This window comes from Pareuzebyella sediminis (assembly GCF_008367235.1).
In the GTDB taxonomy this organism is placed as follows: domain Bacteria; phylum Bacteroidota; class Bacteroidia; order Flavobacteriales; family Flavobacteriaceae; genus Pareuzebyella; species Pareuzebyella sediminis.
Map to the genome: position 1 here is coordinate 701,706 of NZ_VTZS01000002.1, position 13,392 is coordinate 715,097.

At 41.5% G+C, this 13,392-nt stretch carries 14 protein-coding genes; 9 read left to right on the top strand and 5 right to left on the bottom strand.

What is annotated here, in order from left to right:
• Positions 1–10: 10 nt before the first annotated feature.
• The 9 genes from F2B13_RS09645 (at position 11) to F2B13_RS09685 (ending at position 8,845) form a co-directional block, all read left to right on the top strand.
• On the top strand, positions 11–1,738 hold the full coding sequence (locus F2B13_RS09645; RefSeq protein WP_232622935.1) for an alpha/beta hydrolase-fold protein: 1,728 nt from the start codon (positions 11–13) through the stop codon (positions 1,736–1,738).
• A gap of 8 nt (positions 1,739–1,746) precedes the next feature.
• A complete protein-coding gene (locus tag F2B13_RS09650) occupies positions 1,747–2,364 on the top strand; it encodes a DUF2306 domain-containing protein (protein WP_149304062.1) in 618 nt (205 codons plus the stop codon).
• Between the two features lie 218 nt (positions 2,365–2,582).
• Positions 2,583–3,380 (top strand): 3-keto-disaccharide hydrolase, encoded by a 798-nt coding sequence (locus F2B13_RS09655; protein WP_149304063.1) that lies wholly within the window; start codon positions 2,583–2,585, stop codon positions 3,378–3,380.
• On the top strand, positions 3,381–4,040 hold the full coding sequence (locus tag F2B13_RS09660) for a 3-keto-disaccharide hydrolase (RefSeq protein ID WP_149274877.1): 660 nt from the start codon (positions 3,381–3,383) through the stop codon (positions 4,038–4,040). It abuts the gene before it with no gap.
• 22 nt (positions 4,041–4,062) lie between these two features.
• Positions 4,063–5,508 carry a Gfo/Idh/MocA family protein gene (locus F2B13_RS09665; RefSeq protein ID WP_149274878.1) on the top strand — a complete coding sequence of 482 codons (1,446 nt, stop codon included), beginning with the start codon at positions 4,063–4,065 and terminating at the stop codon, positions 5,506–5,508.
• Positions 5,509–5,537: 29 nt separating this feature from the next.
• On the top strand, positions 5,538–6,587 hold the full coding sequence (locus tag F2B13_RS09670) for a glycoside hydrolase family 43 protein (RefSeq protein ID WP_232625214.1): 1,050 nt from the start codon (positions 5,538–5,540) through the stop codon (positions 6,585–6,587).
• 212 nt (positions 6,588–6,799) lie between these two features.
• On the top strand, positions 6,800–7,660 hold the full coding sequence (locus F2B13_RS09675) for an alpha/beta hydrolase (RefSeq protein WP_232625215.1): 861 nt from the start codon (positions 6,800–6,802) through the stop codon (positions 7,658–7,660).
• Between the two features lie 28 nt (positions 7,661–7,688).
• On the top strand, positions 7,689–7,874 hold the full coding sequence (locus F2B13_RS09680) for a hypothetical protein (RefSeq protein WP_149304065.1): 186 nt from the start codon (positions 7,689–7,691) through the stop codon (positions 7,872–7,874).
• A complete protein-coding gene (locus tag F2B13_RS09685; RefSeq protein ID WP_149304066.1) occupies positions 7,874–8,845 on the top strand; it encodes an aldo/keto reductase in 972 nt (323 codons plus the stop codon). Before F2B13_RS09680 ends, F2B13_RS09685 begins: the two co-directional genes overlap by 1 nt.
• A 20-nt stretch (positions 8,846–8,865) precedes the next feature.
• Here F2B13_RS09685 and F2B13_RS09690 read toward each other — a convergent pair whose 3' ends face one another.
• The 5 genes from F2B13_RS09690 to tagD form a co-directional block, all read right to left on the bottom strand.
• The gene (locus F2B13_RS09690; RefSeq protein WP_149304067.1) at positions 8,866–9,375 is read right to left on the bottom strand and encodes a DUF3124 domain-containing protein; all 510 of its coding nucleotides are present in this window, start codon (positions 9,373–9,375) and stop codon (positions 8,866–8,868) included.
• A 188-nt stretch (positions 9,376–9,563) separates the two neighbouring features.
• Positions 9,564–9,989, bottom strand: a complete 426-nt coding sequence (locus F2B13_RS20400) for a VOC family protein (RefSeq protein WP_198440101.1) — start codon at positions 9,987–9,989, stop codon at positions 9,564–9,566.
• A 6-nt stretch (positions 9,990–9,995) separates the two neighbouring features.
• On the bottom strand, positions 9,996–10,784 hold the full coding sequence (locus F2B13_RS09700) for a polysaccharide deacetylase family protein (protein WP_149304068.1): 789 nt from the start codon (positions 10,782–10,784) through the stop codon (positions 9,996–9,998).
• Between the two features lie 323 nt (positions 10,785–11,107).
• Entirely contained in the window at positions 11,108–11,833 is a 726-nt protein-coding gene (locus tag F2B13_RS09705) for a LicD family protein (RefSeq protein WP_149304069.1), read from the bottom strand.
• Complete coding sequence (gene tagD / locus F2B13_RS20765) at positions 11,830–13,197, bottom strand: glycerol-3-phosphate cytidylyltransferase (RefSeq protein ID WP_149274885.1); 1,368 nt, start codon at positions 13,195–13,197, stop codon at positions 11,830–11,832. Before tagD ends, F2B13_RS09705 begins: the two co-directional genes overlap by 4 nt.
• Positions 13,198–13,392: the final 195 nt, after the last annotated feature.

Genomic DNA, 13,392 nt, shown 5'->3' on the forward strand with positions numbered 1-13,392 from the left:
TAACCATCCTGTGAAAATAGTGACACTTTCCATTTTAGTGGGGCTGCTTAGTGCATCGGTAAAGGCCCAGAATTCAAACCTCTCGGAAATTAAAGTGTCTTTTTCGAAAGACTTGGCAGCTACAAAGAAAGATGGTCGATTGTTATTGATGCTTTCCAACAACGACGAAAAGGAACCGCGATTTCAAATTAACGATGGTCTGGATACCCAGTTTATTTTTGGAATGAACGTAGAGAACATGGCTCCTGGAGAGATAAAGATATTCAACGATACCATCTTTGGATATCCCTACCCAAGTATTTCACAAATACCTGCGGGGACATATATCGTTCAGGCCCTTCTTCATGTGTATGAAACATTTGATCTCGCCTCAGGCCATCGTGTCAAATTACCAATGGACAACGGGGAGGGACAACACTGGAACACCTCCCCTGGGAATCTGTATAGCAAACCTTTTGAGGTTAAGATCGACGAAAATGGCATTCGGAATGTTCACATTATAATCGATCAAGTCATTCCGCCGATTGAGGAGCCCGAAGATACCGAATGGGTGAAACATATTAAGATCAAATCGGAAAGGTTGTCTAAGTTTTGGGGAAGGGATATGTACCTTGGAGCACATGTACTTTTACCAAAAGGATTTTCAGAACATCCCAATGCCAAATATCCATTGATGATTTTTCATGGGCACTTTCCAAATGATTTCGGAGGTTTTAGAACCGAGCCGCCGGAAAAAGATATCAAACCTGAATACTCCGAACGGTTTTCTTTAGATGGATACAATATAATTGAACAGCAAGAAGCCTATGATTTTTACAAGCGTTGGATCGAACCCGATTTTCCACGTATGTTAATTATCGAGATACAGCACCCCACCCCGTACTACGATGATTCCTACGCGGTAAATTCTGCAAGTCAGGGGCCTTACGGAGACGCCATTACCTATGAGCTTATACCCTACATCGAAGCTAAGTTTAGGGGTCTCGGGAAAGGTTGGTCCCGTTTTCTTTACGGGGGATCTACCGGTGGCTGGGAAGCGCTGGCTGTACAGGTCATGTATCCCGAGGAATATAATGGGTGTTTTGCAGCCTGTCCCGATCCCGTCGATTTTAGGGCCTATTGCCTCACCAATATTTATGAGGATAAGAACGCGTACTATTATAAAAGCGCACATAAAAACTTGGAGGTGCCTAGCCACCGCAACTATCTGGGGCAAATTCAGTCGACCTTGCGCCAAAGCAATCATTTAGAGCTAGTTTTAGGCGATAGATCACGTTCAGGGCAACAATGGGATATCTGGGAAGCTACTTTTTCGCCTCAAGGTGCGAACGGGTATCCGATACGTATTTGGGATAAGATGACAGGTGCCATAGATCATCAAGTCGCTGAATATTGGAAACAACATTATGACCTGCGATACATTTTGGAAAGGGACTGGGACAAACTAGGCGATAATCTAAAGGGTAAAATACATATTTACTGCGGTGATATGGATAATTATTATCTAAATAACGCAGTGTACCTAATGGAAGATTTCTTAGAGCAAACCACCGACCCGTATTATGCAGGCGAGGTTTTGTACGGGGACAGGGCAGAGCATTGTTGGAATGGTGACCCTACCTTGCCGAATGCCATTAGCCGTTTGCGCTATAATACCATGTATGTACCTAAAATAATGAAGCGTATTGCGGAAACCGCCCCAGATGGGGCTGATCTTTTAAGTTGGCGCTACGAATAAAGCATAGAATGAACACAACGAATAGGGTAGCTTGGTTTGTATTTGTCGCTTTGGCCATTATCATTGGCCTCTACCCATTAGTTTATGTGTTTAATGGTGAGTTTGGTTTGTTGGTTTCCAAAAGTGATACTTTGAAAGCCGACCTCTTTTATAATATAGGGTTCTACGGCCATATTCTTTTTGGGGGATTGGCTTTATGTATAGGTTGGTCGCAGTTTAGTAAACGTCTTCGCACAGCCAATTTGAAGCGACATCGGATAATCGGTAGAATATATGTCATCGCGGTGCTTATCAGTGGATGTTGCGGTATTTTCATCGCCCTTAATGCGAATGGAGGCCTTATTTCGACACTCGGTTTCATATCCTTGGGTCTCATCTGGTTATTTACTACACTAAAAGCTTATAGGGCTATACGGAAAGGCGATCTATCGCTGCACCAAGGTATGATGATTTACAGTTATGCCGCTTGCTTTGCAGCGGTAACACTTCGTATTTGGTTGCCATTGCTGTTGGTTGTTATTGAAGATTTCACTACCGCATACAGGGTTGTAGCTTGGCTTTGTTGGGTTCCCAATATGATTTTTGCCTTTTTTTGGATACGAAGGAAGGGCCTTATTATAGATTGAGTTGAAGTAGACGGAGACCGTCTGGAGTATAGGGCAAAAAAAGCATAAATGATGGCAAAAATAACAGTATTGTACCAGCTGAAAATTGGGTATTTTTCCGCCTTTAAACCACTCAATATATAGTAACTTCCGTTCGTCGAAAGCGATTGGACTATTATTTTAGCATTGAAAAATAATGCTACGAAAATCGGATTACAGTAATCAAATCGAAAATTCAAATGAAGAGAATCATATTCTTTGTGCTGGCAGGGGCACTTTTGGCTTCCTGTAAGTCAAAAGAAAAGGTGGTAGAAAGTCGTGATATGGCTCCAACCGATACCAAAGATAGCAATGGGGATTGGGTCTATCTTTTTGATGGGTCAAGCCTCGACGGATGGCGTGGATATAATATGGATTCGCTACCACCGGGTTGGACGATTAAAGACAGTACGTTGACCTTTGATACCGAACTGGGCCTGGAACAGAATTATACAGGAGGAAAAGACCTGATCTACGGGGCGGAAGAATTCGATAATTTTGAGCTGTATTTAGAATGGAAACTGCCCAAAGGGGGTAACAGCGGAATTTTTTATCACGTGAAGGAAGGATATGACGGTATTCCGCAGGTATCGCCCGAATACCAGTTGATCGATGATGAGAACTATGCGAGCATCCATGATCTGACCGAGTACAATACCAGTCTAGGCTACACCGAACACCCTGAAGAATTAAAACCGTTACAGCAAACGGCCTCAGACTATGCAATGCATCCAGCAGATGCTTCGAAAAAAACGCTACATCCCGTAGGGGAATGGAATAGCTCTAAAATTGTATTTACCCCTGAAAAAGTAGAACACTGGCTTAATGGTAAAAAAGTACTATCTTTTGTGCCTTGGGATGATGCCTGGTACGAAAAAAAGAATTCTGATAAATGGAAGAACAGTGCCGATTATGGTAAATTTAAAACCGGGTACATCGGGCTTCAAGACCATTCAAGTCCTATTTGGTTCAAAAATATAAAGATCAAAAAACTATAGATGAAAAAGATAATCGCCGCGTTTTTTGCGTTGGCCGCGTTTGGAATTATTTCGTGCAAGAGTCAAAAGGAGGCTACCGAAAAAGGGTTTACTACACTTTTTAATGGAGAGAATCTAGAGGGTTGGGTAGGTAACAAACAAATGTACAAGGTCGAAAACGGTAATATTGTCGTTGATCCCAATGGAGGGGGCCACGGTGGTAACTTATATACCGCTGAAGAATACGATAATTTTAACTTCAGGTTCGAATTTCAACTGACACCAGGCGCAAATAATGGCCTAGGCATCCATGCCCCCCTCGAAGGAGATGCTGCATACGCTGGAATAGAACTTCAAATTCTGGATAATACCGCTGCGAAATGGGCAAATTTAGAACCATATCAGTACCATGGTTCGGTATATGGTGTAGTACCGGCGAAACGAGGATTTTTAAAACCAGTGGGGGAATGGAATCAGCAAGAGGTCATTGTAGAGGGGCCGAAAATAAAGGTAATACTCAATGGTACGGTCATTGTAGATGCTAACGTAGTAGATGCGTCAAAAAACGGTACGATGGACCATAGGGAACATCCCGGCTTGTATAATGAAAAAGGGCATGTAGGTTTTTTGGGGCACGGTGATGTGGTACGCTTCAAAAATATTAGAATCAAGAAATTATAGAACTAAACATAGATTAAAGAACATGACAAAAAAAGCGAATAATAACCGAAGGGATTTTATCAAAAAGAGTAGTGCGGGTGCCTTCGGTATGATGCTGGCCCCTTCATTATTGAACACGGCATTCGTAAAAGATCGTTTGCGAACTGCGCATATTGGCGTTGGGGGTATGGGAGCCGCCGACTTAGCGGATATTTCTTCACATGAGGCGGTAGATGTCGTTGCATTATGTGATGTAGATTCCATCAACCTGGCCAAGGCTCATAAATTACACCCTGGTGCACGCATATTTTTTGACTATCGAACCATGCTCGATGAAATGGGTGATGAAATAGATGCGGTGGTTGTTTCAACTCCAGACCACACCCATGCACCGGCGTCGCTTTTAGCCATGGAAAAAAATAAACCCGTCTATTGCCAAAAACCTTTGACACATTATGTTGAGGAATCGCGAAAAATGATGAAGGTTGCCAAAGAAAAGAATTTAGTGACCCAAATGGGTATTCAAGTACATTCTTTCTACGATTACAAATTGGCTACTCTTTTGATACAATCGGGAATCATCGGAAAAGTACATACCGTGCGTGCATGGTCTCCCAAATCATGGGGGTATAACGGTACGGCGCCCCAAGGGGAAGACGAAGTGCCGCCACAGCTAGATTGGAACCTATGGTTGGGAACCTCCAACGAGCGACCCTATAAAGAAGGTTTTTATCATCCCGCCAATTGGAGAAAACTACTCGACTATGGATGCGGTACCCTTGGTGATATGGGGGTGCATATTTTTGATACCCCTTATAACGCCCTTGAATTGGATGTGCCTTTGACCATAAAGAACGATTGTAGGGAACCGAATGGATTTGGTTATCCTGAAAACAATACGGTTACCTATGAGTTTCCCGGAACCCCATATACAACAAAAACCCTCAAATGGGTATGGTATGACGGGCCTGGTATGCCTCCCGCTCATGAAGACCTGGTGTTACCTGGGGGGGTAAATCAAATGGGAAAGAAAAATAAAGAGGAAGAGAGCATGGAAGATAAAATATCACTTGACTCCGGCCAAGCCGGTGAGGGTGAACTTCCGGATCAAGGTGCCATGTTCATAGGCAAGAAGGGCCGTTTGTTATTACCTCATTTTATGCAACTTCCCAAGAAAATAGTGAAAGGAAAGTATGTCGATATATCTTCAGAGATCGCCGAGATTTCCAAGGAACATAATCTAGGGGAGCCTGTCCGTAATTATGAATCGGAAGGACCAAAGCACTATCACCAATTCGTTGATGCCTGTTTGGGTAAGGACAAAACTACTGCGCCATTTTCGTACGCCGCGCGATTGACGGAAACCATACTTTTAGGGACTATAGCAGGCCGTTTTCCGAATCAGGTGTTACATTGGGATGCTGAAAAAGCAAAGTTTGCCGAGGAAGAGGCTAATCAATATTTATCAGGAGAGTATCGTGATTTTTAGTGCTGAACGAGGAGAGATACAATATGAATATGAGACCAAAACTTCTTTCTCTTGCTAGTATGGCCATGTTGATAATGGCTTGTAAGGGAGGCACTAAAACGCAAAACAGTGCTGAAACGGAGTCTAGAGTGGAGACTTCCGGCAATCCTATTTTCGAGGGTTGGTATGCCGATCCCGAGGGCGTGGTTTTCAACGATGAATATTGGGTTTATCCGACCTACTCCGATGATTACGAAAAGCAGGTTTTTCTCGATGCTTTTTCTTCCAAAGATTTGGTCACCTGGCAAAAGCATCCACAAATAATTGATACGGCCCGTATCAAATGGGCCAAGCAGGCTATGTGGGCCCCTTCTATAATCGAAAAGGACCGGAAATATTATCTGTTTTTTGGAGCGAACGATATTCAGCGTCCCGGGAGGGATTCTTATGACCCGAACAACGATATCAACCATTTTGGAGGTATCGGAGTGGCCATAGCCGATAATCCTGGAGGTCCGTTCAAGGATTATTTGGGCAAACCTTTGATTTCAGATTTTTACAATGATGCACAGCCAATTGATCAATTCGTTTTTAAGGATACCGATGGTACCTACTATTTTTTCTATGGAGGGTGGAGTCATTGCAACCTGGGAAAATTGAACAATGATTTTACGGGCTTCGAACCTTGGGAGGACGGTGAACTTTTTAAGGAAATTACACCCGAAGGTTATGTCGAAGGACCTTTCATGTTCTTTCGAAAAGGAATTTACTATTTCATGTGGTCGGAAGGCGGTTGGACCAATGGCACTTACAAAGTAGCCTATGCCATGGCCGACAAACCTACGGGACCCTATAAGCGTATCGGAACCATTTTGGAGTCAGATCCAAAGGTGGCGACCGGTGCTGGCCACCATTCAGTAATCAATGTGCCTCAAACGGAGGAGTGGATTATCGTGTATCACAGGCGTCCCATACCCAATGAAGATCGTGACCACCGTGTAACCTGTATGGACAAGATGGAATTTAATGCCGATGGAACCATTAAACCCGTACAGATGACCTTTGAAGGGGTTCAAGCTGCACCGCTAGACAAACCTTAGCGATTATATTTCTTTTTGCGAGCGTAAAAAAATAACTCATTGGTTTTCAATGGGTCTCGGCTTTTATAATTCGAGTTTTTTTGTGTATCCGATACCCCCGAATTTTGCATAGCGAAGAACCCGATGCTCCGCAATTTATAATTGAAGATGGTATTGCTATCGAAGTGACCACTACATTTGTTATCTTGTGTTCAATTTTTAAAATATGACAAATGAAAAAGACCATTGTTCTATTTGTTGTATGCTTCTCACTGATCTTTCCCGCAGTAGGCCAGACCGGTAAAGTATATGACAATCTATCGATGACGAGCAAAATATTAAAAAGCGAGAGAAAATATGCCGTTTATCTCCCTCCAGATTACGATACCAGTCAACGCTCATATCCCGTTTTATACCTACTGCATGGTGCCGGGGACGATCAAACAGGTTGGGTTCAGTTCGGGGAAGTTCTTAGAATCACGGATAATGCCATAGCGGATGGAACCGCGACCCCTATGATTATTGTCATGCCAGACGCCAATACGGGCAAAAGAGGATACTTTAATCAAGGTGACGATTGGCGTTACGAGGATTTCTTTTTTGAAGAACTGATGCCCTATGTCGAAACGCAATATAGGATTAAAAAGGAAAAGCGATATCGTGCAGTAGCCGGACTGTCAATGGGTGGTGGCGGCACATTTATGTATGCACTTCACCATCCCGAGCTCTTTTCGTCCGCTTGCCCCTTGAGCGCCTATATTGGACCTCTGACTATCGATGATTTTAAAGAGCGTTTAGAACGTGGTAATATGAACCTCGCCGAAGAAGAAGTTAACGCTTACTTTAAGAGACATAATGCCATAGAACTTCTAAAGACGGTGTCCGTTGATGACATTAAATCGGTTAATTGGTATATAGATTGTGGCGATGACGATTTTTTGTACGAAGGCAATAGCCTTGTCCATATGGCTATGAGAAAAAAAGAGATTCCCCATGAATACCGTGTACGGCAAGGTGGGCATACTTGGACCTATTGGCGCGAATCACTTCCCGAAGTTTTGAGTTTTATCTCAGATACATTCCACCAGCATTAATAATACCCGATGAAAAGGTAGCAGCTTTATGGATATCAAAAAATTGGTTTCGCAAATGGTGGCCGCATTTTTATTGTTTACCATAATTTCGGTAATTCTTGAAAAGGAGTATACTAAAGAGGTTATATTTAACAAGGCTGTAAACGGATTGATTTTTGGTCTCATCTATGGGGTATTTCTATGGGCACGAGAAAAATTTAAAAACAGAAAATAATGAAATATAGAAGATTCGGAAGAACGAATTGGCAAGTAAGTGAAATTGGATATGGCATGTGGGGTATGGCCGGATGGAAACAATCAGATGACGAGCAATCGGCCAAATCATTGGATTTGGCCGTCGAAAAAGGGGTGAACTTCTTCGATACGGCATGGGGTTATGGAGAAGGGCACAGTGAAGAACTGTTAGGTGAACTGGTACGTCGACACCCTAAGTCCAAATTATATACGGCCAGTAAGATACCACCAAAGAATTTTCAATGGCCGGCAAAGCCCGAATATACTTTCGAGGAGTCTTACCCCACGAACCACATTACTGAATATGTCGAAAAGACCCTTGACAATTTAGGTATGGAGCGTATTGATCTTATGCAATTTCACACTTGGGATGATAGTTGGTCACATCGCGAAGAGTGGCAGCGAGCTGTTGAAGACCTGAAAAGAGCTGGAAAAATTTCGGCTATGGGTATCAGTGTGAATCGCTGGGAACCTGAAAATGGAATGAAGGCCCTTAAAACCGGATTGATCGATGCCGTTCAGGTTATCTATAATATTTTTGATCAAAATCCTGAAGATGAACTTTTTCCATTATGTGAGGAACTGGATATTGCCGTTATTGCTCGCGTACCTTTCGATGAGGGTACCTTGACGGGTACTATTACGAAAGAAACTACATTCCCTGAAGGAGATTGGAGGGGTACTTATTTTGTGCCTGAAAACCTGAATTCCAGTGTGGAACATGCCGATGCGCTACGACCACTGGTACCCGAAGGAATGACCATGGCCGAGATGGCTTTACGTTTTATTTTGGAAAACAATACGGTGGCTACCACCATTCCTGGAATGCGTAAACAACGAAATGTATTGGCCAATACGGAGACTAGCGATGGTCAACCCCTGTCGCCCAAATTATATGAGGAACTCAAAAAGCATCGTTGGGTCAGGAAGCCAACTTCTTGGTCACAATAATAGGTTGCGGTGTGACTGCGCTACTTTATTCTACGTGACTGTGTGGTAAAAGAAAGTCCCTGTTGTCCCATAGTAGAATTCATCACCCCTTCGAACAAGGGCTCGGGAGCGTCGGTAGGGGATTGCCATTCAAATATAAAGTTGGAACCCGTTCCTCCTGCGACATCAGTTTCGTCGATGATTATTTCAACGGTCTCCATTGGAGCCAAAAAAATGGGATGGTCGAAGTAATTACGGACCTTTTTCCCATGGGTGTCGAAGTATTGGGCCTTCAATATATAAATGGTATCTAAGTCGCTTGTATTGCGCAGACTTACCATGGCCGTAAGATTATGAGTTTTATGCTCAGAAAGGCTATATATCTGCGAATAAATCGACAGATATGATTTACCATATAATAGGGAATCTTTCTGGCTCATATCGGCTCTTCTCCCTAGCCAATTTTCAGGGTTTATGGAGCTAATTTCCTTTTCCTCCTCACAGCCCATGGTTAGGCATACGAACATTAACAATAGTATATATCTTCTCATTTTACCTATATTTTCTTTACCGCTATTTCCAAAAAATTATCTGTGATACGATTTTGATCTGGGTTTGGGCAAAATTAGCAGTTTTAAAGCTTATCCGAGTACTGTTGTGTGGCTATATTTAAGCTTTTCATGTCTATCATAAGCAATATGGATGTAGCAAGTCGGTCTTTTAAGAATACGAACTTGTTTTATTTTGCGAATAGCTGCCCTATATCCTTAAAGGCCTTAAACTCCAATGCATTTCCTGCTGGATCTAAAAAAAACATAGTAGCCTGTTCACCGACCTGCCCTTCAAAGCGTATATAGGGCTCAATAATAAATCGCACTTCTTTCTTTTTCAATTCTTTTGAAAAGATATTAAAAGTGTCCCAAGGCAGTACTACGCCATAATGTGGTACCGGTACGTTGTGACCGTCGACAGGGTTATGGTGTAGCGTTTCATTTTGGGTTTTAGGTTTGTAATGAATGACCAATTGATGCCCGAAGAGGTTAAAATCGACCCATTGGTCACTGCTACGGCCTTCTTCACATTGGAGTACCTCGCGGTAAAATACACGGCACTCGGCAAGGTTGTGAACGGGTATGGCGATATGAAAGGGAGATATTTTTAGCATAAAAAATTAATTTTTTAGGGTTTTCGCAAGGTCGGGAGCGATTATTTTTTTGGCTTCTTCAACATTGATATATTTTTCGAGGTCTTTAAGTGCGATAACCTTGTATCCGTTGTCCGATAGATGATTGAGATACTCTTTAAAAAGCTGTGGGGGTGTGGTTACCCATGGATGCTCTATGTCGGGTACCCCATGAAAAGTCAAAACTACAATGTTGCCATCTTTAGCTGTGCGGAGGGCGTCCAATATTTCCTGTTTGTTTTCGGTGTTTGTGGCCCAACTTGGGATGAGGTATGGGTGATCGCTCAAAGGGTCATAGGGTCTACCTCCTCCGGCCCTGGCAAAATGATACTCTTTCCCTTCTAAAAAGTCGAGCGCCTTGGCATTAAGGCCGTAGCCCGGATAGGCAAAATTATGTGGTTTAGGTATGCCAAGGGAATCGCATTTCCTTTCGATGTATCCTAATTCATTGTTGAACTGGGATTGGGTCAATTTGGCCACGTTGGCATGGGTTTGCGTATGGTTGGCGATTTCGAAACCCATTTCATGCAGGGTACTCATCTGGCGCCAGTTCATATATAGTGTGCTGTCTTTGTAATTTGGCGGAAATTCGCATACAAAAAAGGTGGCGCCGAAACCAAACTCTAATAGCCAGGGAGCCACTACTGAATATTGGCTTGCCGGAGCATCATCAAAGGTCAGAACGACCAATTTATCGGGTATCGGCTTTTTTAAGATTTGTGACCTCACCGAACAGCATAACAATAGTATTAAGGGCAATATATAATACCGGTACATTTTAATAGATTTCTTTGTGTCGTTCAAATCGCCTAGGGCCTAAGATTTTACTTCAGCCTAAACATTTTACCGCCCGGCGTATTTAGCTTGGCCCATTGGTAAGGTAATATACCATTACCGATTATCCCTATTTCTTTAGGCACACCAATGTAATAACACTAAAATAAGTATAAAATGTGAATACTAGAGCTTCTATAAACCCCTTGATTTAAAGGTGAAAACTGGATTCCTATATAGTATTGTATTAGTACATGCAGTGGAGTTAAAAGGTGGGAGTTAGTATGAGATTTCAGTTTGGAAGGATCTTATATATTCGTGCAAACTCAATCAAAACGGGCCAAATTACCGTGAACCGGCTTTTGCATTTCTTTTGGAGGAAGCTTCATATAATCTCCATAAAATTGTTTCAGATACGCATCATAACCGGTCATTATCTTTAAGGACGTATTTTCAAAATCCACTTTTTTATAAGATATGACAACATCTCTCGGCAGCACATGTCCAATATATTTAAACTGATCTAATGATGAAAAAATGTATCCCGTGGGCCTGTTTTTGAATATCCGTGCTATTGAATCATAGACTCTAAGTTTAAAATTGTGGGTAAACAGCAAGCCTATGATATATGTAAAAAGGGAAACTGTAGCGCCGATGAACCCCCTCTTCGTAGTTACTTTCTTTTTGATGGTGCCCTGCATCGCCTTTAACCCGAGTCTTTGCATTTTTTGCGTAATTTTTGATTTTGGAGCCACGTCAAACACAAAAATGTCAAGGTAGATGTTGGGATTGTCTTTATGCGAGAACCGCTGAACCCATGACTTTCTGAAAACAATAAGATTTTCTGGTAATACCTTAAGGAATTTTTCATATTCCACTCTTTCGAAAACGACATCCGCATCGTCGTCCCAGGGAATAAATCCATTATGGCGGATAGCACCTATCATCGTGCCCCCGAATAAGCTATAATTAATTCCATGCTTATCACAAATAGCATCCATTTGCTTTAAAAGAACGAGCAATTCTTGTTGAAATTCTTCTAGCTTGGTCATTTCCGTAATTTCTTTAATTGCGAAGTAGAAACACCTTTAGTTCGTGCCAAATATATCACATCACAATATTCTTCTAAAAAGTCGAATTTGCCGCTCCAATCATCTCCCATAACAAAATAATCTACATTGTACTTTTTGACATCTTCTGTTTTTTGCTCCCAATTATCTTCAGGTATGACAAGATCAACAAAATCGAGTGATTCTAAATATGCTTTTCTTTTTTCGTAGTTAAACTCGCAGACCTTTCCTTTTATCAAGTTGAATTCATCTGTAGACAAGCCTACTATCAATTGATGGCCATAGTCTTTGGCACGCTTGAGAATCTCCAAATGCCCATAATGTAGCAGATCGAAAGTTCCATAGGTCAAGACCGTTTTAAATTTATTGCGCAACAGCTCTTTAAAGTTAATGGTCAAAGAATCGGTGGTCTTATGAATAAAAAAGTCAAATAAGGCATTCAAAATGGGCAAATTTTTCTTCAATTTAGGATCGATCAAGCTGTTTAAAAGCTGCAGTGTCTTGACGCCTTCGAGTACTACACCATTAAGATTGTCCCCCATGTTAAAAAACCCTTTTCCAATAATTAAGCCCAAGGTTCTATTTCGGCTTAAATCAGATAATGATGTGAGACATAAATCTCCTAGACCACAGCCTAGATTGATGGTTTTAGAATCGCAGTTAAGATATTTTAGTAATATACCCATCTCTTTGAAACACTGCGTGAGAATAAAATACCTGGTATTTATAGAATTAAACTCACCATCGATATTACCCATGAAGATGGCGTAGATATTCTTTAATGCACTAAGGTATTCAACGCCGTTAATGTCGGTTGTAAAATCGAGGTAGAAGTTGGTGCCTTTGAACAATTCCCGTACTGTGGTGACTTGATCGTTATTACTATAACCTAAAGTCAATAAGGTCGGATGATTGCCAATTACCTCAGAACTGAAAGAGGGCCCTTTTAGACTTACTATATTTTTTATGTGTAATTTTTTTTGAAAGTAGTCGTATATCGAAATGCCACCATCGGCCAATCCTTTTGACATATTGATGATTAGGGTCTTCGGATCTAAATTCTCTAAAAAAACGTTCTCGTAATCCGTGAAACAACCACTTGGTATCACAAGAATTACCACATCATAATCTTTAAGTTTGGATAGCTTACGGGAAGAAGTAATGTTTGAGTTGAGTTTGAAATCTTGTAGATACTCTTTATTTTGATGTTTTTTATTGATCTCTTTCTTTTGCGCTTTCCTTCTAACGAACAAAGTAATCCTGTTGTTAGCATTAAAGGACAATTGTTGGGCCATTGCTGAGCCGAATTTGCCAGCACCAAGAATAGCTATATTTTGCATTTTCATGATTAAGATTCAGGTCAAATTTTTCCCCTATTAGGAAGGGTTTTCACTAGAATAACAACTTTATGTGAACATTATTATAAGGTTGCTAAAATGTTATGCGCAATTTAGCGAATGATGGGAATAAAACTAACGCAAACCTTGAAAACAGTTGTCTCAAAAGTTTTTATTTCGAAGTTAGAATGGTCGTAAGCATCT

Excerpts from the sequence above, each read along its gene's own strand:
- F2B13_RS09650 (WP_149304062.1), top strand. The coding sequence starts at position 1,747 with ATGAACACAACGAATAGGGTAGCTTGGTTTGTATTTGTCGCTTTGGCC.
- F2B13_RS09690 (WP_149304067.1), bottom strand. The coding sequence starts at position 9,375 with ATGAGAAGATATATACTATTGTTAATGTTCGTATGCCTAACCATGGGC.
- F2B13_RS09670 (WP_232625214.1), top strand. The coding sequence starts at position 5,538 with ATGAGACCAAAACTTCTTTCTCTTGCTAGTATGGCCATGTTGATAATG.
- F2B13_RS09680 (WP_149304065.1), top strand. The coding sequence starts at position 7,689 with ATGGATATCAAAAAATTGGTTTCGCAAATGGTGGCCGCATTTTTATTG.
- F2B13_RS09655 (WP_149304063.1), top strand. The coding sequence starts at position 2,583 with ATGAAGAGAATCATATTCTTTGTGCTGGCAGGGGCACTTTTGGCTTCC.
- F2B13_RS20400 (WP_198440101.1), bottom strand. The coding sequence starts at position 9,989 with ATGCTAAAAATATCTCCCTTTCATATCGCCATACCCGTTCACAACCTT.
- F2B13_RS09675 (WP_232625215.1), top strand. The coding sequence starts at position 6,800 with ATGAAAAAGACCATTGTTCTATTTGTTGTATGCTTCTCACTGATCTTT.
- F2B13_RS09660 (WP_149274877.1), top strand. The coding sequence starts at position 3,381 with ATGAAAAAGATAATCGCCGCGTTTTTTGCGTTGGCCGCGTTTGGAATT.
- F2B13_RS09705 (WP_149304069.1), bottom strand. The coding sequence starts at position 11,833 with ATGACCAAGCTAGAAGAATTTCAACAAGAATTGCTCGTTCTTTTAAAG.
- F2B13_RS09685 (WP_149304066.1), top strand. The coding sequence starts at position 7,874 with ATGAAATATAGAAGATTCGGAAGAACGAATTGGCAAGTAAGTGAAATT.
- tagD (WP_149274885.1), bottom strand. The coding sequence starts at position 13,197 with ATGAAAATGCAAAATATAGCTATTCTTGGTGCTGGCAAATTCGGCTCA.
- F2B13_RS09700 (WP_149304068.1), bottom strand. The coding sequence starts at position 10,784 with ATGTACCGGTATTATATATTGCCCTTAATACTATTGTTATGCTGTTCG.
- F2B13_RS09665 (WP_149274878.1), top strand. The coding sequence starts at position 4,063 with ATGACAAAAAAAGCGAATAATAACCGAAGGGATTTTATCAAAAAGAGT.